Source organism: Pseudoclavibacter sp. JSM 162008 (genome assembly GCF_041366455.1).
Taxonomy (GTDB): domain Bacteria; phylum Actinomycetota; class Actinomycetes; order Actinomycetales; family Microbacteriaceae; genus Pseudoclavibacter.
In genome coordinates this window covers 212,851-232,159 of record NZ_JBEWYX010000002.1, presented here as the reverse complement: position 1 = coordinate 232,159, position 19,309 = coordinate 212,851, and the positions used below count along the sequence as shown (strand labels likewise).

The window sequence follows — 19,309 nt, the reverse complement described above, 5'->3', positions numbered from 1 at the left end:
ACCGGGGAATTGTCGGGCAGGACCTAGGCGCCCCTGTGGCTCTGGCGATAGCGTCAGAGCCACAGGGCCTCGGTGAACGGAGCAGTGAATCTCATGGGCAAGAAGACTGGCAAGAAGGCTCGGGTCGAACGACCAGATGCCACGCAGGGCGGCCCTCGGGCGAAGGTCAAGAAAGAGCGTGTGCAGCCGCCGAAGTCGGTGCAGCGACCGGCCTCAGCTGGCACGTCATCGCTCGTGACGACGCTCGAACCGATCGTCGTCGCGGATCCGGCGACGCTGAAGGACCCGACGGACAAGACGAAGTCCGAGGACAAGAAGAAGTCCAAGGACAGCAAGAAGCTCAAGGACAGCAAGAAGTCCAAGGACAGCAAGAAGCTCAGCGACGAGAAGACATCTCAGGACAAGACGAAGTCCACGGACGAGAAGAAGTCCACGGACGAGAAGAAGTCCACGGGCAAGAAGAAGTCCAAGGACGAGAAGAAGTCCAAGGAGAAGAAGAAACCGAAGGGCGACAAGAAGTCCAAGGCTGAGACGGTCCGGGCCGAGGACTCCGGGCTGGTCGAGCCTGCTCCGAAGGTCGGTGCGACGAAGGGCCGCAAGTCGGGCGCGGGCGAACGGACGCACATCCTGCGCGATGCGGCGCTCCTCACCGATGAGGGCGACGACGCCCACGGGTTCGCTCGACTCATCAGGGCCATGCCCGGGATCGTCGCGCTCGTCGAACAGCACGAGACGGCGGTGCATCGTGCGGTCTTCGACAGCTACGTGACCGCGGTCGTCGAGCACGGCGTCGACGCCGCCGACCTCGGCCCCATCGACATCCGCACGGCAGCGCCGAGAACGGCGGAGGGTGGCGCGCCCGTCGCCGCGGAAGCGCGTGACGACGAGTCTGCGGTCAGAGGCGTGGAGTCCGCCCGCTCGGTGCGTGCGGGCCGTGGGCGCCGCCCTTCCGGGATCAACAGCGCCGAGACGGTCGACGGGCCTTCGCCCGCCTCGACGCCGCCCAACAAGAGAGCGTCGTCCTCTGGCTCTGGCTCGAATGGAGACCAGGTGCGCAGCCCCCGCAGCACCGTCCGCGCCTCAACGCGAGCCCGCGCAGGCCAGGGGCGTGCTTCGACTTCCCAGATGTCGTCGGAGACGGCCACGGACGAACGCACGGGCACCGCCCCGATCGCATCCCGCACGAGGGCCGGTTCGCGAGGCAGCGCAGCGGCCAGGTCCCGCGCCGCAAGATCACGAGCCCGGAGTCTCGAAGAGCTCGCAGAAGAGCTGAAGCCGACGAACAACGGGCAGCGCATCGCACTCGCCATCGCCTCGATCATCGGCGATGAGGCCGAGGTCACCGCGGCGAGGATCACGGCCGAGTTCGAGCGCATGACGTGGCGAGTGCCGGTGAACGTCGCCGCCTCGGTGCGTCAGGCGGCCAGGGCCGGCCTCGTCGACCTCGAGGGACCGACGGGCACCCGCCTCACTCCGGCTGGCGAGGAGTACGTCGCCGGCAGCTGAATGAGTCGCTGACCGAGACGCCGCGAGCCCGCCCCTGCGCTGCAGGGGCGGGCTCGCTCGCGCTTCGGCCTATTCGGCGCCGGGGCGCGCCCCGCCAGTCTCTTCGTCGTCTCCCGCTGCGGCTGCCGCTGTCGCGTTGCGGTTCTGCTGCAGCGCGTCCCGAACCTTCTTGCGCAGCACCTTCCCGATGAGCGATTTCGGGAGCTCCTCCCAGACGACGTACGACCGCGGCACCTTGTGCTCGGAGAGTCGCTCGCGGACGAAGGCGCGCGTTGCAGCCTCGTCGAAGCGTGCCCCCTCATCGAGCACGACGACGGCGGTGACGACCTCGGCGCCACCACCTCGCCTGATGCCGACGACGGCGACCTCGGCGACGCCTGGCACCTCGGTGACAACGCGCTCGACCTCGGAGGGCGACACGTTGAAGCCGCCCGTGATGATGAGCTCCTTCTTGCGGTCCACTACCGTCACGAAACCGTCCGCATCCTGCACGACGAGGTCGCCCGAACGCACCCAGCCGCCGTCGATGAGCACCTCCGCCGTCTCCTCGGGGCGGTTCCAATAGCCCTGGAAGGTCTGCGGGCCCTTGATGAGCAGCTCGCCGACTTCGCCGAGTTCGACCTCCCTGCTCGGGTCGCTCGGGTCGGTGACCTTGATGAAGGTCGACGGGAACGGGATGCCGATCGTTCCCGTCTTCCGTTTGTCGGTGAACGGATTGCCGAGCGCGACGGGCGACGTCTCGGTGAGTCCGTACCCTTCGACGAGCTGGCCACCCGCGACGGCCTCCCAGCGGTGCACGATGGCGTCGTTCAGCGTCATGGCGCCCGAGATGGCGTAGATGACGCCGGAGAGGTCGAGCTTGCCCTCCTTCGCGACGCGCGCGAGCCGGTCGTACATGGGCGGCACGGCGGGGATGAAGGTCGCCGGCGACTTCTTCGACGCTGCGATGACCAGCTCGGGGTCGAACGTCGGGAAGAGCACCGCCTTCGCGCCGACACTCACGGAGTAGATGACGGAGAGCAGCACGCCGAACGCGTGGAACATGGGCAGCACGCCGTAGATCGTCTCGTTGCCCGCCGTGAACTCCGGCATCCAGGCGGCGCCCTGGCGGGCGTTCGACCACAGGTTGCGGTGGGTGAGCATCGCTCCCTTGGGGTTGCCCGTCGTGCCGCTCGTGTACTGCAGGCTCGCGAGGTCTTCCGGGCCCGGGGTCGGGATGCTCGCGTGGAGTGGCTGCTGCTTCGCGAGCTTCTCGAAGGGGACGGTGCCCGGCGCCTTCGCGCTGAGCTTGGCGCGGGACTCGCGGGCTTTCGCGATGGGCAGGCGGAGCAGCAGCTGCGTCTTGAGCGGCATGCCCTTCGTCACATCGACCGCGATGACGTGGCGGATGCCGAGGCTGTGGGGGAGCGACTGCACCGTCGGCGCGGCCTTGTCCCAGGCGATGACGATCTCGGCACCGTGGTCTTCGAACTGCGTGCGCAGCTCGTCACGCGTGTAGAGCGGGTTGTGCTCGACGACAACCGCTCCGAGGCGGAGCACCGCATAGAACGCGACCACGTGCTGCGGCGCGTTCGGCATGATCAGCGCCACCCGGTCGCCCCGCTTGACGCCGATACGCCGCAGCCCCTGCGCGAACCGCAGCACCTGGTCCTGCAGCTCCGCGAAGGTGGTCTGCGCGCCGAAGAACTCGATCGCGGGCTTGTCGGGGAACCGCTCGGCGATCTCCGACAGCATGTCGGGGAGCGACCCGTTCGGGACTTCGATGTCCTTCGGGGTCCCGGGGGCGTAGAAGGCGGTCCAGGCGCGAGACTCGTTGAGCTGCATGCGCAGAGTCTATTCGCGCAGAGCGTCGGTGAGATGTCCGGTGCGTCCTGCGGATGTCGGTGGGACATCGCACAATGGATGCATGACCAGGAAAGACATGGGTGTGCGGCAGACGGGTGCGGCGTCCGACCGCGACGCGTCCGCGAGCATCCTCCATGTCGACATGGACGCCTTCTTCGTCGCGGTCGAGCTCCTCGAGCGGCCCGACCTCATCGGCAAGCCGGTGATCGTCGGTGGCACGCGCGAGCGGGGTGTCGTCTCGAGCGCGAGCTACGAGGCCAGGGCGCGGGGAGTGCGAAGCGCCATGCCGATGCACCAGGCCATCGCGCGGTGCCCCGAGGCCGTCGTGCTGCCGGGCAGCATGCATAAGTACCGTGAGGCGTCGCAGCAGGTCATGGAGATCTTCCGCGAGTTCACGCCCCTCGTCGAGCCTCTGTCGATCGACGAGGCGTTCCTCGACGTGTCTGGCGCGAGCCTGCTGTTCGGCACGCCCGGCGAGATCGCAGCGCGACTGCGGGAACGGGTCAAGGCGCAGACAGGGCTCACGTGCTCCGTCGGCGCCGCCTCCACGAAGTTCGTCGCGAAGCTCGCCTCCGGCAAGTGCAAGCCGAACGGCATGCTCGTGATCCCGCATGAGGAGACCATTCCGTTCCTGCACCACCTGCCCGTCGGGGCCCTCTGGGGTGTCGGGGAGAAGAGTGAGGCGAAGCTGCGTGGCATCGGCATCCACACGGTCTTCGACCTGGCTCACACGCCGGTGCCGGTGCTCGAGCGGGCAGTCGGCAAGGCTGGGGCGGCGAAGCTCAGCGCCCTTGCGTGGGGCAGGGACGAGCGCGGCGTGGAGGAGGCCCACCGGGAGAAGTCGATCAGTCACGAGCAGACGTTCTTCGAGGACGTGGCCGACTTCGTCTTCCTCGAGCGTGAGGTACGAGCGCAGGCGGATGCGGTGGCCACTCGGCTGCGCCGTGCGGGCCTGCAGGCTCGTCAGGTCGGCATCAAGCTTCGCTGGTCCGACTTCTCCACCATCACGCGTTCGCACACGCTCGCGGAGCCGAGCGACGTCGGGCATTCGCTGTATCTCGAGGCGCGCGAGATGCTGCGCGCAGCCCTCGTGCCGCCGCGGCCTGTGCGCCTCATCGGAGTGCGGGCCGAGCGCCTCGTGGAGGCGGGGACCTCAGGCCAGCTGTCGCTCTTCGGAGCCGAGGAGGACGACGATTGGGAGGCGGCGGAACGAGCCGTCGACCAGGCTGTTGCCCGCTTCGGGAAGTTCGCGCTGCGCCCGGCCTCGCTGCTCGGTCGGGGTGAGCGAAGCGACGGCACCGTCGGACTCAGCGAGCGCGCGAACCGCACGCAGGACGAGGCCCAGGACCAGCACTGAGGTGTGCGTCTAGGAGGCGGTCTTCGCGGCTTCGCGGGCGGCGATTCGCGCCTGCACTTCTGGGCGCCGCAACGGTGGGACGGTCTTCGGCGGCTGGCGTCGCTCGGGCAGGTCCTCGAGGAGATGCTCGGTGATGTGCGCGATCTCGCGCACCGCACGCTCGAAGGCGTCACGGGTGCGGTCTGTGGGATGCGTGATTCCGGAGACCTTGCGCACGTACTGGCGTGCGGCGGCCTCGATCTCGGTGTCGTTCGCGGCCGGTTCGAGCCCGCGGAGCTCGGTGATGTTTCTGCACATGCGGGTCAGGGTACGCCGACGCTCTGGAAGCGACAAGCGAACCCGGCTTCGCGTGCTCGCCGCAGACGAGACCTAGCTCGCTGGGCGGCGCACGCGGTAGCGGAGGTGAAGCACCCTGGTGCCCGGCAGCACGACGTCGGGGTCCTCAAGCAGGTGCTGGGCGTCGGTCTCCCCGAAGAAGCGCTTGCCTGCGCCGAAGACCACGGGGACCACATCCATCCGCACCTCGTCGACAAGGCCGGCGGCGAGCGCCTGCCCGCCCACGTCGCCGGCGGCCACCTCGACGGTCCGGTCACCCGCGAGCTCCTTGGCTCGGGCGACGGCGGCCTCGACACCCTCGACGAAATGGAACGGCAGTTCCGTGTTCCACCCCTCTGGCGGGGGCCGGTGGGACACGACGACCACGTGGTCGATGCCGCTCGGCGGGGTCCCGTCCCAGCCGTCCGTCACGTCGAAGACGTGTCGGCCGGCGATCGTCACGCCGATCTCGTCCCAGTACGGGCGGGTGTAGTCGTAGGACGCCTGTGAGACCTTCAGGACGCCGCTGTCGTCGAGCGCGACGTCTCCGCTGGTCAGCCAGTCGAAGAGGTGACCGGGGTCGTCGTTGTCGTCGGCGATGAAGCCGTCGACCGAGACCGAGCTGTACATGACGACCTTGCCCATGGGACCGCTCCTTCGCGTCGGGAGCACCATGCTAGCCAGTGAAGCGGGAGAAACCCATGCCCGCGTGTCCAACTTCAGTGCGATATGCGTCTATACGAGCCGTTCTGGGCCCGAAACGCCGAGATCTGCACTGAAGTTGGACAGGCGAGGTCAGGCGCGGGTGACGCGGAGCACCGCGGCGCTCTCCGCGGGCAGGCGCAACGGCACGGCGGATGCGCCGACCGGCGCGCCGGTGACCGTTCCGGTGGTCTCACCGAGCGCCGCCCGCGCATCCGTCGCGAACAGCACTTCAGCGGCGCGCTCGACACGCAGCTCGCGCTCGTGCGAGGAGAGGTTCACCGCGATGGTGAGGCTGCCGCGCGTGATGGCCAGCGTGCCGTGCTCCTCGGAGACATCGACGCTGCTCGCGTCGAGCCACGGCAGGGTGATGTCGGCCTCGCGCCGGCGCAGGGCGATGAGCTCACGGTAGATCTCGAGAAGGCGCGCGTGCTCGGGCTTGTCGAGCTCGCTCCAGTCGAGCTTCGACCGGGTGAATGTCTGCACGTCCTGCGGGTTCGGGACGACGGCCGCGTCCCATCCCATGCGCGCGAACTCGCCGATGCGGCCTTCGGTCGTCGCCTTGGCCAGCTCGGGCTCCGGGTGGGAGGAGAAGAACTGGAACGGCGTCGTGGCGCCCCACTCCTCGCCCATGAAGAGCATGGGCGTGAAGGGCGAGGTGAGCTCGAGCGTCGCCGCGATGGCGAGCTGGCCGGGGGAGAGGGTCGCGGTGAGGCGGTCGCCGATGGCCCGGTTGCCGATCTGATCGTGGTTCTGCGACGAGACGACGAGCCGCCAGGCGCGGGTCTGCGCCGGGAGGGCACGGCCATGGTGGCGGCCGCGGAAGGTCGAGAGCGTGCCGTTGTGGAAGAAGCCCTTCGTGAGGACCTTCACCAGGGAATCGAGGCCCTCGAAGTCGGCGTAGTAGCCGCTCATCTCGCCCGTGAGGTTGACGTGCACGGCGTGGTGGAAGTCGTCTGACCACTGCGCGTCGAGTCCGTAGCCGCCCGCCTCATCTGACGTGATGAGGCGCGGGTTGTTGAGGTCGGACTCGGCGATCAGCGTGAGGGGGCGGCCCACGTGCGCCTCGAGCTCGTCGACGTCGCGCGCCAGCTCCTCGAGGATGTGCACGGCCCGGTCGTCGATGAGCGCGTGCACGGCGTCCAGTCGCAGGCCGTCGACGTGGAAGTCTCGCAGCCACATGGCGACGTTGTCGCGGATGTAGGCGCGCACCTCGTCGGAGTTCTCCCCGTCGAGGTTGACGGTGTCGCCCCACGCCGTGGCGTGGTGGTCGGAGAGGTACGGGCCGAACTTGCCGAGGTAGTTGCCGGACGGGCCGAGGTGGTTGTAGACGACGTCCTGGATGACGCCGATGCCGCGCTCGTGGCAGGCCTCGACGAAGCGCTGGTAGGCGGTGGGCCCGCCGTAGCCTTCGTGCACCGCGAACCAGTCGACGCCGTCGTAGCCCCAGCCGTGGGTGCCGCTGAACGCGTTGACGGGCATGACCTCGACGAAGTCGACGCCGAGCGTCTGGAGGTGGTCGAGGCGGGTGATGGCGGAGTCCAGGGTGCCCTCTGGTGTGAAGGTGCCGATGTGCAGCTCGATGATGACCGAGCCAGCGAGGGTGCGGCCGGTCCAGTCGTCGTCCGTCCACGGCTGCCTGGCCGGGTCGAACGTGCGGGAGAGGCCGTGCACGCCGTCCGGCTGCCAGCGCGAGCGGGGGTCGGGAATCGGAGTCGTGGCGCCGTCGACGAGGTACCCGTAGTCGTGCGTCTCCTCGTCGAGCTCGAGCGCAGCATCCGGCACCCACCAGTCGCCGTCTGTGCGGCGCATGGGCAGCTCGGACCCGTCGAGGTGCAGGGTCAGCGTCTCGGCGTGTGGTGCCCAGACGTCGAAGCGGGAATCGCGCACGGAGAACTCCTTGGTGGCAGGCGACGGTGGATTCGGGTGCTGGTCAGGACTTGGCGAGGAGCGCGACGGGGTACTGCTGCAGGAGCGCCGCGAGGGGCACGTCCTTGCCGCCCGTGTAGACGGCGGCGGTGAGCTGGTCGATCCACTCGCCCTCGGGGAGCGGGATGGTGGTGCCGATCCAGCCGCCGCCCTGCTCGAGCCCGATGGGCAGGCGCGTGGCGATCGTGATCGCGCCGCCTCGCGAGAAGGCGAGGGCGTGCTCGGCGGCGGGGCCGTTGGCCGTGATGCCCTCGTATTCGGTGAAGAGCTCGGGGCGGCTGCGACGCAGGCGAAGGCAGGCTGCCGTGACGAGCAGCTTGGCGGCGCCGGAGTCGTCGATCTCGGGGACGGCCCCGTGGAGGATCGCGTCGAGCGCCGCGGTGCGCGACGAGTAGTCGACGCTCTGCCGGTTGTCGGGGTCGACGAGTGTGCGGGTCCACAGCTCGGTTCCCTGGTAGACGTCGGGGACGCCCGGCATCGTGAGCTGCACGATCTTGGCGGTGAGCGAGTTCGACCAGCCGGCCGCCTGCGTCTCGGCGACGACGTTCTGCACGATGTTGGACGCGACGGGGTTGTCGAAGACCGCGTCGACAGCCGAGCTCAGCTGCTCCTCGAATGCCTCGTTGGGGTTGGTCCAGCTCGTGTGCAGGTCGGCTTCGCGGGCGGCCTTCTCGAGGTAGGCGTTGAGGCGCTCGCGGGAGGCCGGCCAGGCTCCGATGATCGCCTGCCAGGTCAGCTGGGCGAAGGCGTTGTCGTCGATGGGGGCGACGTTCTGCAGTTCGGCGACGCTCTCGGCCCAGAACTCCGGGACCTCGCTGAGGGCCGTGATACGGGCTCTCGTGTCCTCGCCACGCTTCGTGTCGTGGGTCGACAGCGTGGTCATGGCGTCCGGCCAGTCGCGGGCGCGCGTGGTCTGCAGCTCGTGGAACCGCTCGGGCGTGATCGAGAAGACGTTCGGGTCGCCACCGACCTCGTTGAGCGAGGTGAGGCGGGCGTACCGGTAGAACGAGCGGTCCTCGACGGCCTTCGCCATGATCATGCCGGTCGTCTGCTGCAGCCGCAGCGCGGCTTCAGCTTCGGGGGCTTCGAGGAACGGCAGGATGCGCGCGATCGATGCGGCCAGGTCAGGCCGCTGCTCCTTCGCCGCCTCTGCCGCGTCGGCGAGGTGGTTGGAGCCGGTGGGCAGGTAGCTCCGGTACACGCTGAAGTGCGCGGCGATCTCGGCGACCGAGTCCTCGATGAGGTCGTCCTCGATGCCCGTCGACCGCAGTTCGCGCGCGATCCGGCGGATCTCGGCGTTCAGCGAGACGTCCGCGACGGCGCGCTTCGCCTCGTGGATCAGCTGTTCCCAGTCGACGGGGGTGCCGTCGGCGCCGGCGAGCTCGTCGAGGAACTCCTCGGAGTCCGCATCCACGAGCACCCGGTCGATCTGGCCGAGCGCGTCGTAGCCGGTGGTGCCCGCCGTGCGCCAGTCTGCGGGCAGCGACTCGTCGCCTTCCAGGATCTTCTCGACGAGCACGTACGCGCCGCGCGTCCGATCGGCGAGGTGCCGCAGGTAGCCGCCGGGGTCGCGCAGCCCGTCCGGGTGGTCGATGCGGAGGCCGTCGACGAGGCGGTGGCGCATCCAGTCGAGGATCTCGGCGTGCGCCTCCTCGAAGACCTCGTCGTCCTCGACGCGGATGCCCGCGAGCGAGGTGATGGTGAAGAAGCGGCGGTAGTTCAGGCGGCTGTCACCCTGGCGCCAGTGGATGAGCTGGTAGTGCTGGTTGTCGAGCACCTCGCGAACCGACGCGCCTTCGGGCGCAGAGCCCTCGGCGAGCGGGTACTCGGTCGAGTGGTATCGCAGCACGCCTGCCTCGCGGTCGACGGTCACGTTGGCGATCGCGTCGCCGCGCTCGCGAGGCATGTCGTCATCGCCGACGGTTGGGATGAGCAGCTTGCCGTCGCCGGCCTCCCAGTCGATGTCGAACGACTCGGCGTGGGCCGCATCCCGGCCGTGGGCGAGGACGTCCCACCACCACGGGTTGTCTCGCGGCGTGTCGACCCCCATGTGGTTCGGGACGATGTCGACGAGCACACCGAGGCCCAGCTCGCGGGCCTTCGCGGAGAAGCGCTCGAGCGCCTCCCGCCCGCCCCGCTCGTCGTCCACCTTCGAGGGGTCGACGACGTCGTAGCCGTGGGTGCTTCCTGGCGCGGCCTGCAGGATAGGGGAGAGGTACACCCACCCGACGCCGAGCCGCTCCAGGTAGGGGAGCTGCTCGGCGGCCGCGTCGAGGTCGAACTCCGACGTCAGCTGGAAGCGGTAGGTGCTGGATGGGATGCGCATCATGGTCTCCGTCACGGCGGGTGCTACTGAGATGGGGCGGGCGGCGTCAGCTGCCGAGCGGTGGCCGCGTGATGATCGGGATGGGCGTCGTCATCGCGGCGACGGAGGCGGCGACGGAATGGTCCGGCTTCTCCTTGAGCTCAGCCTCTCGCAGCACGACCAGCGAGCGCGGTTCGAGGGGGATGGTCGCGCCCGGCTCGATGCCCTCGAGGTCGGTGTGCATGCCGGACGTGTCGATGACGATGTCCCAGTGCGAGGTGATCTCGACGCTCGGGATCGTCGCCTCGACGACGGTCTCGCTGGCGTTGAAGTAGACCATGAAGCTCACATCGGTGATCTCCTCGCCGCGCTCGTCGCGGCCGGCGATGGCGTTGCCGTTCAGGAACATGCCCATCGACTTCACGAACTCGGCGTTCCAGTCCTCGGACGCCATCTGCGTGCCGTCGGTGGAGAGCCACACGATGTCGGGAAGTGCCGAGCCCTCTGCGCGCTTCTCGACGCGGCCGTTGAAGAACCGGCGGCGTCGGAACGTGGGGTGGTCGGCGCGCAGCTGCGCGACGGCCCTCGTGAACTCGACGAGGGGCTCGTCGGCGTTCTCCCAGTGCACCCAGCTGAGCTCGCTGTCCTGCGCGTAGGTGTTGTTGTTGCCGAGCTGGGTGCGGCCCAGCTCGTCGCCGTGGAGCAGCATGGGGACACCCTGGCTGAGCAGCATCGTCGCGATGATGTTGCGCTGCTGGCGGGCGCGCATGGCGTTGATCTCGGGGTCATCCGTCGGGCCTTCGACACCCAGGTTGTAGGAACGGTTGTGGCTTTCGCCGTCGTTGCCGTCCTCCCCGTTGGCGTCGTTGTGCTTCTCGTTGTACGAGACGAGGTCGCGCAGCGTGAAGCCGTCGTGGGCCGTGACGAAGTTGATGGATGCGAACGGGCGCCGTCCGGAGTGCTCGTAGAGGTCGGCGGACCCGGTGATGCGGCTCGCGAACTCACCGAGCGTGGAGGGCTCGCCGCGCCAGAAGTCGCGGACGGTGTCGCGGTACTTGCCGTTCCACTCCGTCCACTGCGGCGGGAAGTTGCCGACCTGGTAGCCACCGGGGCCGACGTCCCACGGCTCGGCGATGAGCTTCACCTGCGAGACCACCGGGTCCTGCTGCACGAGGTCGAAGAAGGTGGAGAGCTTGTCCACGTCGTGGAGTTCGCGGGCGAGGGTGGAGGCGAGGTCGAAGCGGAAGCCATCGACGTGCATCTCGGTGACCCAGTAGCGCAGCGAGTCCATGATGAGCTGCAGCGAGTGCGGGTGGCGCATGTTGAGCGAGTTGCCGGTGCCCGTGTAGTCCGTGTAGTACCGCTTGTCGTCTTCTTCGAGGCGGTAGTAGGCGGCGTTGTCGATGCCGCGGAAGCTGAGCGTGGGGCCGAGGTGGTTGCCCTCTGCCGTGTGGTTGTAGACCACGTCGAGGATGACCTCGATGCCGTTGGCGTGCAGGGTGCGCACCATGGACTTGAATTCCTGCACCTGCTGCCCGGCCGTCCCCTGGGAGGCGTAGTCGGCGTGCGGGGCGAGGAACGAGATGGTGTTGTAGCCCCAGTAGTTGCGGAGGCCCTTCTCGATGAGGGTGCTGTCCTGCACGAACTGGTGCACGGGCATGAGCTCGATGGCGGTGACGCCGAGCCGCTTGAGGTGCTCGACGATCGCGGGGTGCGCGATGCCGGCGTACGTGCCCCGGATCTCCTCGGGCACATCCGGGTGCAGCTGGGTGAGGCCCTTCACGTGGGCTTCGTAGATGAGGGACTCGTTGTAGGGGATGCCCGGCTTCCGGTCGCCGGCCCAGTCGAAGTAGGGGTTGATGACAACGCCCTTCATCATGTGGGGCGCGGAGTCGAGGTCGTTGAACGAGTCTGGGTCGCCGAAGTTGTAGCTGAAGAGGGACTGGTCCCAGTCGATGTCTCCGGTCGTGGCCTTCGCGTAGGGGTCGAGGAGGAGCTTCGCGGGGTTGCAGCGGCTGCCGGTCGCCGGGTCATAGTCGCCGTGCATGCGGTAGCCGTACTGCTGGCCCGGCTGCACGTGCGGCAGGTAGGCGTGCCAGACGTGCGCATCCCGCTCGTGGAGCCTCACCCGCTCCTCGTTGCCGTCGTCGTCGAAGAGGCAGAGCTCGACCTTGTGGGCGGCTTCGCTGAAGATCGCGAAGTTCGTGCCACTTCCGTCGAACGTCGCTCCGAGGGGGTAGGCATTTCCGGGCCACGTTTTCATGCACGCTCCTATTGCTTCATCTTGCTTCACCGAAGAACATCGCGTGTGGATGCAGGCACTAAAGCTACCAAAGGGTGGGAGCGCTCTCGCCCGCCAGCACACAGGAGTTCTCCTGGTTGGCAGGCATGTCGACGACCTACGCTGGCCGCATGACGAACCTCACGCAGAACCTCACCGATTCCGTCAAGAAGCTCGGCGTCACGCTCGCCTACGGCGAGAAGGTGGAGCTTGGCAAGGCCACCATCCTTCCTGTCGCCCTCGTCTCGTACGGCTACGGCGGCGGCGAGAGCAACGAGGAGGGGCAGGAGAACTCTTCCGGCGGTGGCGGCGGCGGCATGGCGGTCCCCGTCGGCGCGTACGTCGATGACGAGTTCGGCACGAGCTTCCGCCCGAACATCATCACGCTGCTTGTCGTCTCGATTCCGCTGGTGTGGACGGTCGGGCACGCGCTTCCGCGTCTCATCAAGGCCCTCAAGAAGTAGCTCGGGGCTCGCTTCGGCCTATACTGGAGGTGTTCACGGGAGTCCGGTAGTCCGGGCTGAGAGGAAGGCACAAGCCTTCGACCGTCAAACCTGATCTGGGTAATGCCAGCGCAGGGAGGCACATCTCCGAGCAGAGCCACCCCAGGCTCTGCGCCCGTGCACTTTCACTCGAAAGGGCACATCGCATGACAACTTCCTCAACTCCATCTCACACCTCCCCAGCGCAGGGGCCGGCTCAGGCGAGGTCGCCGAGGAGCCGCTTCCGCTGGCGGGTCATCGACATCGTCACGGCCGCCGTTCTCGGCGTCGCGACGGGGCTCATCTTCATCGTCTGGAACAGCGTGGGCTACGCGTGGTTCACGGTCATGGATGCGTTCACGCCGGGTGTCGGCGGTATCGCCGTCGGTATCTGGCTGCTGGGCGGGGTGCTGGGCGGGCTGATCATCCGCAAGCCCGGCGCGGCGCTCTTCGTCGAGGTGCTCGCGGCGAGCGTCTCGATGCTCCTCGGCAGCCAGTGGTCGATCGAGACCGTGTACTCGGGCATCGCGCAGGGGCTCGGCGCTGAGCTCATCTTCCTGCTGTTCTTCTATAAGCGCTTCGGCCTCGGCGTCGCGATGCTGGCTGGGGCTGGGGCTGCGGTCGCGGCGTGGACGCTCGAGCTCTTTCTCAGCGCGAACATCGAGAAGGGTCCGGAGTTCCTCACCATCTACCTCGTCTCGATCGTCCTCTCGGGTGCCGTGCTCGCTGGCGTCGTCGGTTGGCTCCTGACGCGCGCGCTCGCGGCGACCGGTGCACTGAACCGCTTCGCTGCGGGTAGAAGCTCGAAGCGAATCGGCTAGCGCTCGTGGGCGCGAGAGTCGAGGCGAGGGGGTGGGGCTGGCGCCACGCCGACCGGGCGAAGCTGGCCGTCGCCGAGCTCGACCTGACGATCGAGCCTGGCGAGGCCGTGCTGCTGCTTGGTCCGTCGGGGGCTGGCAAGTCCACGCTCCTGGCCGCCCTGGCGGGGGTGCTCGGCGATCATGAGGATGACGGGCAGGAGCTCGGCTCACTGCTTGTCGATGGCAAGCACCCGAGCGATGCACGCGGCACGGTCGGTCTCGTCCTGCAGGACCCGCAGGCGAACACGGTGCTCGCCCGTATCGGCGACGACGTCGCGTTCGGCTGCGAGAACCTCGGTGTCCCACGGGCGGAGACGTGGGCGCGGGTGCGCGAGGCGCTCGACGCCGTCGGGCTGCGGATGCCCCTCGATCGGTCGACGGCCCAGCTGTCCGGCGGCGAGCGTCAGCGGCTTGCGATCGCGGGTGTCCTCGCCATGCGCCCCGACCTCATCCTGCTGGACGAGCCGACCGCGAACCTCGACCCGGCCGGAGTGGACGAGGTGCGCGAGGCGGTGGTCCGCGCAGCGGAGGCGTCCGGCGCGACGCTCATCGTCATCGAGCACCGGGTGGACGTGTGGCGCTCGAGCGTCGACCGGGTCGTCGTGCTCGGGGGCGAGCAGCATCTCCTCGCCGACGGCACCCCTGACCTGGTCCTCGAGCAGCACCGCGAGTCGCTGCTCGCCGCCGGCGTGTGGATCGGCGGCCACGAACCGCAGGTGCCGCGTGCCCTTCTCTCGCCTGGGGAGGAGCTGCTGATCGCGGACGGGCTCGGCTTCGGTCGGGCCGACCATGCCCTGCACACGCAGTTGTCGGCGACCCTGCGCGCGGGGGAGTCAACGGTTGTGCTGGGCCCCAATGGGGCGGGGAAGACGACGCTGGCGCTCACGCTCGCCGGACTGCTCACGCCCGTGGAGGGCGAGGTGCGGGCCACGCAGGCGCTCCGGGATGCGGGCGATGACGCGGGTGCGCGCCGCGGCGGCTGGGGGCTCGGCCGCTTCCGTACGGCTCCTCCGGCGGGTCCGCATCCGTCCGCCTGGCGTTCACGGCAGCTCCTGACGCGCATCGGCACCGTCTTCCAGCAGCCCGAGCACCAGTTCGTCGCGGGGACCGTCCGCCGCGAGCTGGAAATCGGCCCGGATGCGGCGGGCCGCGGCAAGCGCGAGACGAGCCAGCGCGTCGACGAGCTCCTCGTCGCGCTGCGCCTCACCCACCTCGCGGAAGCGCACCCCTTCACGCTCTCCGGCGGCGAGCAGCGCCGCCTCTCGGTCGCGACGGTGCTCGCGACGGCGCCTCGGGTCCTCATCTTCGACGAGCCGACCTTCGGGCAGGACCGCAGGACCTGGACGGAACTCGTCGCCATCATGGCTCGCCTCGTCGCCGAAGGACACGCGCTGGTCTCCGTGACCCACGACGAACAGCTCGTGCGCGTGCTCGGCGACCAGTGCATCCGCATCGGCGCGCACGACCGCAAGGACGAGAAGGTGCCGGCATGAGCCGCGGCATCGCCCCGGCGGGTGCTCAGCCGGCGAGGTCGGTGGAGGTCGACAGCGACGGCGTGCCGCTCGAGGTGCTGCCCGTCGGCGGCAGGTTCCTCGACCGCGTCAACCCGGTCACGCCCTTCCTCGCCGCCGTGCTGTACTCGATTCCGCTGCTCACGACGCTGGACATCGTCTCGGCGCTGGCCGCCCTCGTGCTCGCGATGGTCGCCTTCGGGGTCGCCGGCGTGCGCCCAGTGGAGATCCTGCGCTCGAGCTGGATCCTGCTCATCGCGGCGCCCGTCTCAGCCACGAGCATGCTGCTGTACGCGAAGCCGGGAGGCGAGAGCTACGGGCAGTTCCTGTACGCCAACATCACCGACAACTCCATCCAGCTCGCCATCGCCGTCGGCGTGCGCGTGCTCGCGATCGGTGTGCCGACCCTCGTCGCGCTGAGCCGCATCGACCCGACCAGACTCGCGGACGGGCTCGCCCAGGTTGCGCATCTGCCAGCGAGGTTCGTCGTGTCGGCGCTCGCCGGTATTCGCCTCTTCGCCGTGTTCCGCGACGACTGGACGGCGATGAGCCAGGCCAGGCGCGCTCGCGGCCTGGGCGACTCCGGGGCCGTCCGCCGACTGATGACGATGGCGTTCGCCCTCCTCGCACTCGCGATCCGTCGGGCGGGGACGCTCGCCACCGTCATGGAGGCGCGTGGTTTCGGGGCAGAGGACGTGGCACGCACCTGGGCGCGGCCATCGAGGCTCGGCTGGCGTGATCTCGTGCTGGTGCTCGCCGCCGTCGTGATCGCCGCGGTGTCCGTCGCGGTGTCCGTCGCGCTCGGCTCGTACCGGCTGGTGGGGAGCGCATGAGGGCGGCAGCGCTGCTCGACCGGGTGCTCGCCGACGCGGGTGGCAGGCGGCCGGTGGTCCTCATCGACGGCGGTTCAGGGTCGGGGAAGACGACGCTCGCGGGTGACCTGCTCGACGAGTTCCGAGCGCGCGGATCCGGCGGCGCGCAGCTGGTGTCGCTCGACGACGCCTACCCGGGCTGGGGAGGGCTCGCGGTCGCATCGCGGGCCGTGCACCGCGACATGCTGAGCCGTGCGCATCCCGGCTACGAGAGCTGGGACTGGGCGGCGGATGCACCCGGCCCGTGGCGGGACATCGACGCGTCGGCCCCGCTCATCATCGAGGGATGCGGAGCGCTGTCGCGCGAGAGCGCGCCGCTCGCGACCACGGCGGTCTGGATCGAGCTCGATGAGGCGCACCGGAAGCCTCGCGCGCTGTCGCGGCCCGGCGACATCGGCGTCTTCGAGGAGTTCTGGGAGATGTGGGCTGCGCAGGAGCGGGAGCACTGGCGGCGCAACGCGCCGTTCCTGCTCGCCGACGTCGTCATCGAGGACACGCCCGACGCCTGAAGCCTCGTCCGCACGGGAGCCGCTTCAGCGCGTACTGCGGCCACTTGCGTTGTTCTTGCTCTGCCGCCGCGCGCGCACGTAGCGCACCGTGAGGATCACGGCCAGGGCGAGCCCGACGACCGCCACGAGGAGCCACGCACCGCCGGTGATGAGGCCGTGGACGGCGTCGTCGTAGTTGATGCCGGTGCCCGGACCGGCATCGAGCGAGAGGTCGGTCCCGATGCTGTCGGCGGTCGCCCGGAACACCATCCCGACCAGCGCCCCGATGCCCGTTGAGAACGGGATCGCGAGCCCCCAGCCCCACAGCACGGAGCTGAAGGTCGGGCCGGAGGCGACGGGAGGTCGACGGGCCGCCTGGACGCTCTGCACCCCGAGCAGGATCAGCACGACGAGGCCGGCCCCAGCGGAGACGAACATCGCCCAGAAGGCGAACGCGGAAAGCAGGGTCTGACCGGCCGAGATGAGGGGCGGGACGGCAGCACTCGCCTCTGCGGTGATGCTGGCGGCGGCGAGCGCCGAGAGCAGACCGGTCACGGCCATCCAGATCGCGAAGACCGGGGCAGCCAGCAACAGGGCCATGCCCCAGAGGAGGCGGCCGACCCTCAGGGGCTCGCGTGCTGGTGCCGTTGGGTGCATCCCGGAAGCGTACCCGGGGAAGCGAATGGAAGTCGGGCAGCGGATGCGCCTGGCTTGCTCCGCTGGTGACTGCTAGAAAGAACGCATGAGAGCCACCTCAGCGAGTCTGGCGGGGGCGGCGCTGCTCCTGGCGCTGACCGGCTGTTCGAGCGCGGCCCCGACGCCGACGCATCCCGATCTGTGGGTGGCAGCTGAATCGAGCGGCTTCAGCGGACTCGCCATCGTTGCCGGTGACCTGACGCGCAACGCGGACGGATGCTTCGGGTTGTCGATCTCCTTCGGACAGCCCGAGGCGCCGGAGTTCATCACGACCCAGTTCCCGAAGGGCACCGAAGTGCTTGAGGACGAAGCTGGCGTGAGGCTGCCGAACGGGGCGGTCGTGCTGCTGGGCGAGTTCATCGACGGCGGCGGCAGCTACAGCTCGGGAGACTCTCCGGAGGACTACGAGAACTTCCCCGCCAGCTGCCCAGCGGAGGACGTCGCCATTCTCAGCCTCTACGAGTAGGTAGCGGTCCCTCGGTGCCTGGTCCTACGCCCAGCCGAGCTCGTGGAGCTGCGCGTCGTCGATGCCGTAGAAGTGCGCGATCTCGTGCACGAGCGTCGTGTGCACCTCATCGCGCAGCGTCGCCTCGTCATCGCAGATCGACAGCAGCGGTTCGCGGAACAGCACGATTCGGTCCGGCAGCTCGCCGAAGCCGTACTGGCCGCGGTCCGTGAGAGCGAATCCCTCATAGACGCCGAGGAGGTCGAGGCAGCCGTCCTCTGGCCGGTCCTCGACGACGAAGATCACGTTGTCGAGGCCGTCCACCATCTCATCGGGCAGCTCATCGAGCTCGTCGACGACCAGGGCCTCGAAGTCCTCGCGCGACATCTCCATCCGCCCATTGTGGCTCAGGGGTGCTGGATGGGCACCGACTGACGGCTAGACCTGCTGCGCGGCGCGGTCGTAGGCGAGTGGCAGGAGCTCGCGCGCGGTGACGCTGATCAACCCGCCCGGTGAGGGCAGGATGACTCGGATGTCGGGGTAGTGGTCGGCGAGCACCTGCCGATCGCGTCCGCAGGGGCTCATGACGCCTCGCCCATGGTTCGCGACTGCAGTGATATGTGTGAGGTGGCGGGCGCCGGCGGCTCGGGCCGCGCCGAGAGCAACGAGCTCAGCGCACGGACCGCCCGTGAAGTGGTGCAGGTTGACGCCGACGTGGATCGTTCCGTCCGCCGAGCGGACCGCCGCCCCCACGGTATGGATGCCGTCCTCGTCCGGACCAGCATCGGTGGCCGCATCGATCGTCGAACGTGCCGCTTCGACGACGGCCAGCTCGACCTCGGAAACGGGCAGGCTTGACGCCGGAACGAAGGTGCTCATGACCGAAGCCTACGAGGGTAGCCGCGGGACGGGGCACGCGCACTCGGTAGCCTGGCCACGTGAACGGCTCTACGGATGCACAGGTGCAGGCCTGGCGCGATGCGCACGCCAATGCGCAGATGGTCGGCTGGGATTTCGCCGCGTTGGATGGGCGCCTGACGGCCGACGATCCGCCCTGGGACTTCGACGCCGAGTGCCGGGCCGCTATGACGACGGCGACGAGCATGGCTGATCTCGGCACGGGCGGCGGCGAGCGGCTCATCGAACTCATCCGCTCCATGCCCATCCACGCATCCCCGCTGCAGATCGCAGCGACGGAGGGGTGGGAGCCGAACGTCGCCGTGGCGCGAGAGAACCTCGCGCCGTTCGGTGTCGACGTGTATGCACACGACATCGAGTCTGGGGAGCCGCTGCCGTTCGCCGACTCCTCTCTCGACCTGATCGTGGCCCGTCATGAGGAGTTCGATGCGAGCGAGGTCGCCAGGGTGCTGGTTTCCGGCGGGCGGTTCCTGACGCAGCAGGTCGATGGCCGGGACGCGCACGAGCTCCGAGCCTGGTTCGGTGGCGAACCCCAGTACGAGCACGTGACGCTCGCCAACGCGGTCTCTGCCCTGCGGGCGGAGGGGTTTCGCATCGGTGTCGCCGAGGAGTGGGCTGGGCAGATGACGTTCGCGGATGCGCTGTCGCTCGTCGAGTACCTCGCTCTGGTCCCCTGGGATGTCCCGGGGTTCAGCGTCGACAGCAACGTCGAGCAGCTCCGACGGCTCGACGCGGCGCGGCCGATCACTGTGACGCAGCGTCGCTTCCGGCTCACCGCAGTTCGCGACTGACAGCCG

At 69.0% G+C, this 19,309-nt stretch carries 18 protein-coding genes and 1 riboswitch; of the genes, 9 read left to right on the top strand and 9 right to left on the bottom strand.

Features of this window, described 5'->3' with window-relative positions:
* Window positions 1-93: 93 nt before the first annotated feature.
* Window positions 94-1,506, top strand: coding sequence for a hypothetical protein (locus ABVF28_RS02550; protein WP_371029370.1), 1,413 nt, complete (start codon window positions 94-96; stop codon window positions 1,504-1,506).
* A gap of 69 nt (window positions 1,507-1,575) precedes the next feature.
* Here the strand turns inward: ABVF28_RS02550 and ABVF28_RS02545 are convergent, their stop codons facing one another.
* A complete protein-coding gene (locus ABVF28_RS02545; protein WP_371029369.1) occupies window positions 1,576-3,330 on the bottom strand; it encodes a long-chain-fatty-acid--CoA ligase in 1,755 nt (584 codons plus the stop codon).
* Window positions 3,331-3,412: 82 nt separating this feature from the next.
* On the opposite strand from ABVF28_RS02545, the gene dinB reads away from it, so the two are divergent.
* Window positions 3,413-4,708 carry a DNA polymerase IV gene (dinB, locus tag ABVF28_RS02540; RefSeq protein ID WP_371029368.1) on the top strand — a complete coding sequence of 432 codons (1,296 nt, stop codon included), beginning with the start codon at window positions 3,413-3,415 and terminating at the stop codon, window positions 4,706-4,708.
* 9 nt (window positions 4,709-4,717) lie between these two features.
* Here the strand turns inward: dinB and ABVF28_RS02535 are convergent, their stop codons facing one another.
* From ABVF28_RS02535 to glgX, 5 genes are all read right to left on the bottom strand, one after another.
* On the bottom strand, window positions 4,718-5,005 hold the full coding sequence (locus ABVF28_RS02535; protein ID WP_371029367.1) for a DUF2277 domain-containing protein: 288 nt from the start codon (window positions 5,003-5,005) through the stop codon (window positions 4,718-4,720).
* A 72-nt stretch (window positions 5,006-5,077) separates the two neighbouring features.
* On the bottom strand, window positions 5,078-5,668 hold the full coding sequence (locus ABVF28_RS02530) for a dihydrofolate reductase family protein (RefSeq protein WP_179557450.1): 591 nt from the start codon (window positions 5,666-5,668) through the stop codon (window positions 5,078-5,080).
* Window positions 5,669-5,818: 150 nt separating this feature from the next.
* A complete protein-coding gene (treZ, locus tag ABVF28_RS02525; protein WP_371029366.1) occupies window positions 5,819-7,615 on the bottom strand; it encodes a malto-oligosyltrehalose trehalohydrolase in 1,797 nt (598 codons plus the stop codon).
* A gap of 43 nt (window positions 7,616-7,658) precedes the next feature.
* Window positions 7,659-9,995 carry a malto-oligosyltrehalose synthase gene (gene treY / locus ABVF28_RS02520; protein WP_371029365.1) on the bottom strand — a complete coding sequence of 779 codons (2,337 nt, stop codon included), beginning with the start codon at window positions 9,993-9,995 and terminating at the stop codon, window positions 7,659-7,661.
* A gap of 31 nt (window positions 9,996-10,026) precedes the next feature.
* Window positions 10,027-12,222 (bottom strand): glycogen debranching protein GlgX, encoded by a 2,196-nt coding sequence (gene glgX / locus ABVF28_RS02515; protein WP_104311376.1) that lies wholly within the window; start codon window positions 12,220-12,222, stop codon window positions 10,027-10,029.
* 149 nt (window positions 12,223-12,371) lie between these two features.
* On the opposite strand from glgX, the gene ABVF28_RS02510 reads away from it, so the two are divergent.
* From ABVF28_RS02510 to ABVF28_RS02490, 5 genes are all read left to right on the top strand, one after another.
* Window positions 12,372-12,704 (top strand): spore germination protein GerW family protein, encoded by a 333-nt coding sequence (locus tag ABVF28_RS02510; protein WP_104253225.1) that lies wholly within the window; start codon window positions 12,372-12,374, stop codon window positions 12,702-12,704.
* A gap of 24 nt (window positions 12,705-12,728) precedes the next feature.
* Window positions 12,729-12,838: riboswitch (TPP riboswitch) on the top strand.
* A gap of 51 nt (window positions 12,839-12,889) precedes the next feature.
* Window positions 12,890-13,543 (top strand): ECF transporter S component, encoded by a 654-nt coding sequence (locus ABVF28_RS02505; protein WP_371029364.1) that lies wholly within the window; start codon window positions 12,890-12,892, stop codon window positions 13,541-13,543.
* A gap of 5 nt (window positions 13,544-13,548) precedes the next feature.
* Window positions 13,549-15,075, top strand: a complete 1,527-nt coding sequence (locus tag ABVF28_RS02500) for an ABC transporter ATP-binding protein (protein ID WP_371029363.1) — start codon at window positions 13,549-13,551, stop codon at window positions 15,073-15,075.
* The gene (locus tag ABVF28_RS02495) at window positions 15,072-15,926 is read left to right on the top strand and encodes an energy-coupling factor transporter transmembrane protein EcfT (RefSeq protein ID WP_371029362.1); all 855 of its coding nucleotides are present in this window, start codon (window positions 15,072-15,074) and stop codon (window positions 15,924-15,926) included. The genes ABVF28_RS02500 and ABVF28_RS02495 overlap by 4 nt, the downstream gene beginning before the upstream one ends.
* Window positions 15,923-16,474, top strand: a complete 552-nt coding sequence (locus tag ABVF28_RS02490) for an ATP-binding protein (protein ID WP_371029361.1) — start codon at window positions 15,923-15,925, stop codon at window positions 16,472-16,474. Before ABVF28_RS02495 ends, ABVF28_RS02490 begins: the two co-directional genes overlap by 4 nt.
* A gap of 24 nt (window positions 16,475-16,498) precedes the next feature.
* Here the strand turns inward: ABVF28_RS02490 and ABVF28_RS02485 are convergent, their stop codons facing one another.
* Window positions 16,499-17,110, bottom strand: a complete 612-nt coding sequence (locus ABVF28_RS02485) for a hypothetical protein (RefSeq protein WP_371029360.1) — start codon at window positions 17,108-17,110, stop codon at window positions 16,499-16,501.
* An 85-nt stretch (window positions 17,111-17,195) separates the two neighbouring features.
* Between ABVF28_RS02485 and ABVF28_RS02480 the strand changes: the two genes are divergently transcribed.
* The gene (locus ABVF28_RS02480) at window positions 17,196-17,615 is read left to right on the top strand and encodes a hypothetical protein (RefSeq protein ID WP_371029359.1); all 420 of its coding nucleotides are present in this window, start codon (window positions 17,196-17,198) and stop codon (window positions 17,613-17,615) included.
* Window positions 17,616-17,639: 24 nt separating this feature from the next.
* Here the strand turns inward: ABVF28_RS02480 and ABVF28_RS02475 are convergent, their stop codons facing one another.
* Window positions 17,640-17,987, bottom strand: coding sequence for a metallopeptidase family protein (locus tag ABVF28_RS02475; RefSeq protein ID WP_371029358.1), 348 nt, complete (start codon window positions 17,985-17,987; stop codon window positions 17,640-17,642).
* A 45-nt stretch (window positions 17,988-18,032) separates the two neighbouring features.
* On the bottom strand, window positions 18,033-18,473 hold the full coding sequence (locus ABVF28_RS02470; RefSeq protein WP_371029357.1) for a cytidine deaminase: 441 nt from the start codon (window positions 18,471-18,473) through the stop codon (window positions 18,033-18,035).
* Between the two features lie 59 nt (window positions 18,474-18,532).
* On the opposite strand from ABVF28_RS02470, the gene ABVF28_RS02465 reads away from it, so the two are divergent.
* Complete coding sequence (locus ABVF28_RS02465) at window positions 18,533-19,303, top strand: class I SAM-dependent methyltransferase (protein ID WP_371029356.1); 771 nt, start codon at window positions 18,533-18,535, stop codon at window positions 19,301-19,303.
* Window positions 19,304-19,309: the final 6 nt, after the last annotated feature.

Bases quoted from the DNA above. Each gene is read 5' to 3' on its own strand.
- ABVF28_RS02475 (WP_371029358.1), bottom strand. From the start codon at position 17,987: ATGGAGATGTCGCGCGAGGACTTCGAGGCCCTGGTCGTCGACGAGCTC.
- ABVF28_RS02530 (WP_179557450.1), bottom strand. From the start codon at position 5,668: ATGGGCAAGGTCGTCATGTACAGCTCGGTCTCGGTCGACGGCTTCATC.
- ABVF28_RS02550 (WP_371029370.1), top strand. From the start codon at position 94: ATGGGCAAGAAGACTGGCAAGAAGGCTCGGGTCGAACGACCAGATGCC.
- dinB (WP_371029368.1), top strand. From the start codon at position 3,413: ATGACCAGGAAAGACATGGGTGTGCGGCAGACGGGTGCGGCGTCCGAC.
- ABVF28_RS02490 (WP_371029361.1), top strand. From the start codon at position 15,923: ATGAGGGCGGCAGCGCTGCTCGACCGGGTGCTCGCCGACGCGGGTGGC.
- ABVF28_RS02545 (WP_371029369.1), bottom strand. From the start codon at position 3,330: ATGCAGCTCAACGAGTCTCGCGCCTGGACCGCCTTCTACGCCCCCGGG.
- ABVF28_RS02485 (WP_371029360.1), bottom strand. From the start codon at position 17,110: ATGCACCCAACGGCACCAGCACGCGAGCCCCTGAGGGTCGGCCGCCTC.
- glgX (WP_104311376.1), bottom strand. From the start codon at position 12,222: ATGAAAACGTGGCCCGGAAATGCCTACCCCCTCGGAGCGACGTTCGAC.
- ABVF28_RS02535 (WP_371029367.1), bottom strand. From the start codon at position 5,005: ATGTGCAGAAACATCACCGAGCTCCGCGGGCTCGAACCGGCCGCGAAC.
- ABVF28_RS02510 (WP_104253225.1), top strand. From the start codon at position 12,372: ATGACGAACCTCACGCAGAACCTCACCGATTCCGTCAAGAAGCTCGGC.
- ABVF28_RS02470 (WP_371029357.1), bottom strand. From the start codon at position 18,473: ATGAGCACCTTCGTTCCGGCGTCAAGCCTGCCCGTTTCCGAGGTCGAG.
- ABVF28_RS02495 (WP_371029362.1), top strand. From the start codon at position 15,072: ATGAGCCGCGGCATCGCCCCGGCGGGTGCTCAGCCGGCGAGGTCGGTG.
- ABVF28_RS02505 (WP_371029364.1), top strand. From the start codon at position 12,890: ATGACAACTTCCTCAACTCCATCTCACACCTCCCCAGCGCAGGGGCCG.
- ABVF28_RS02480 (WP_371029359.1), top strand. From the start codon at position 17,196: ATGAGAGCCACCTCAGCGAGTCTGGCGGGGGCGGCGCTGCTCCTGGCG.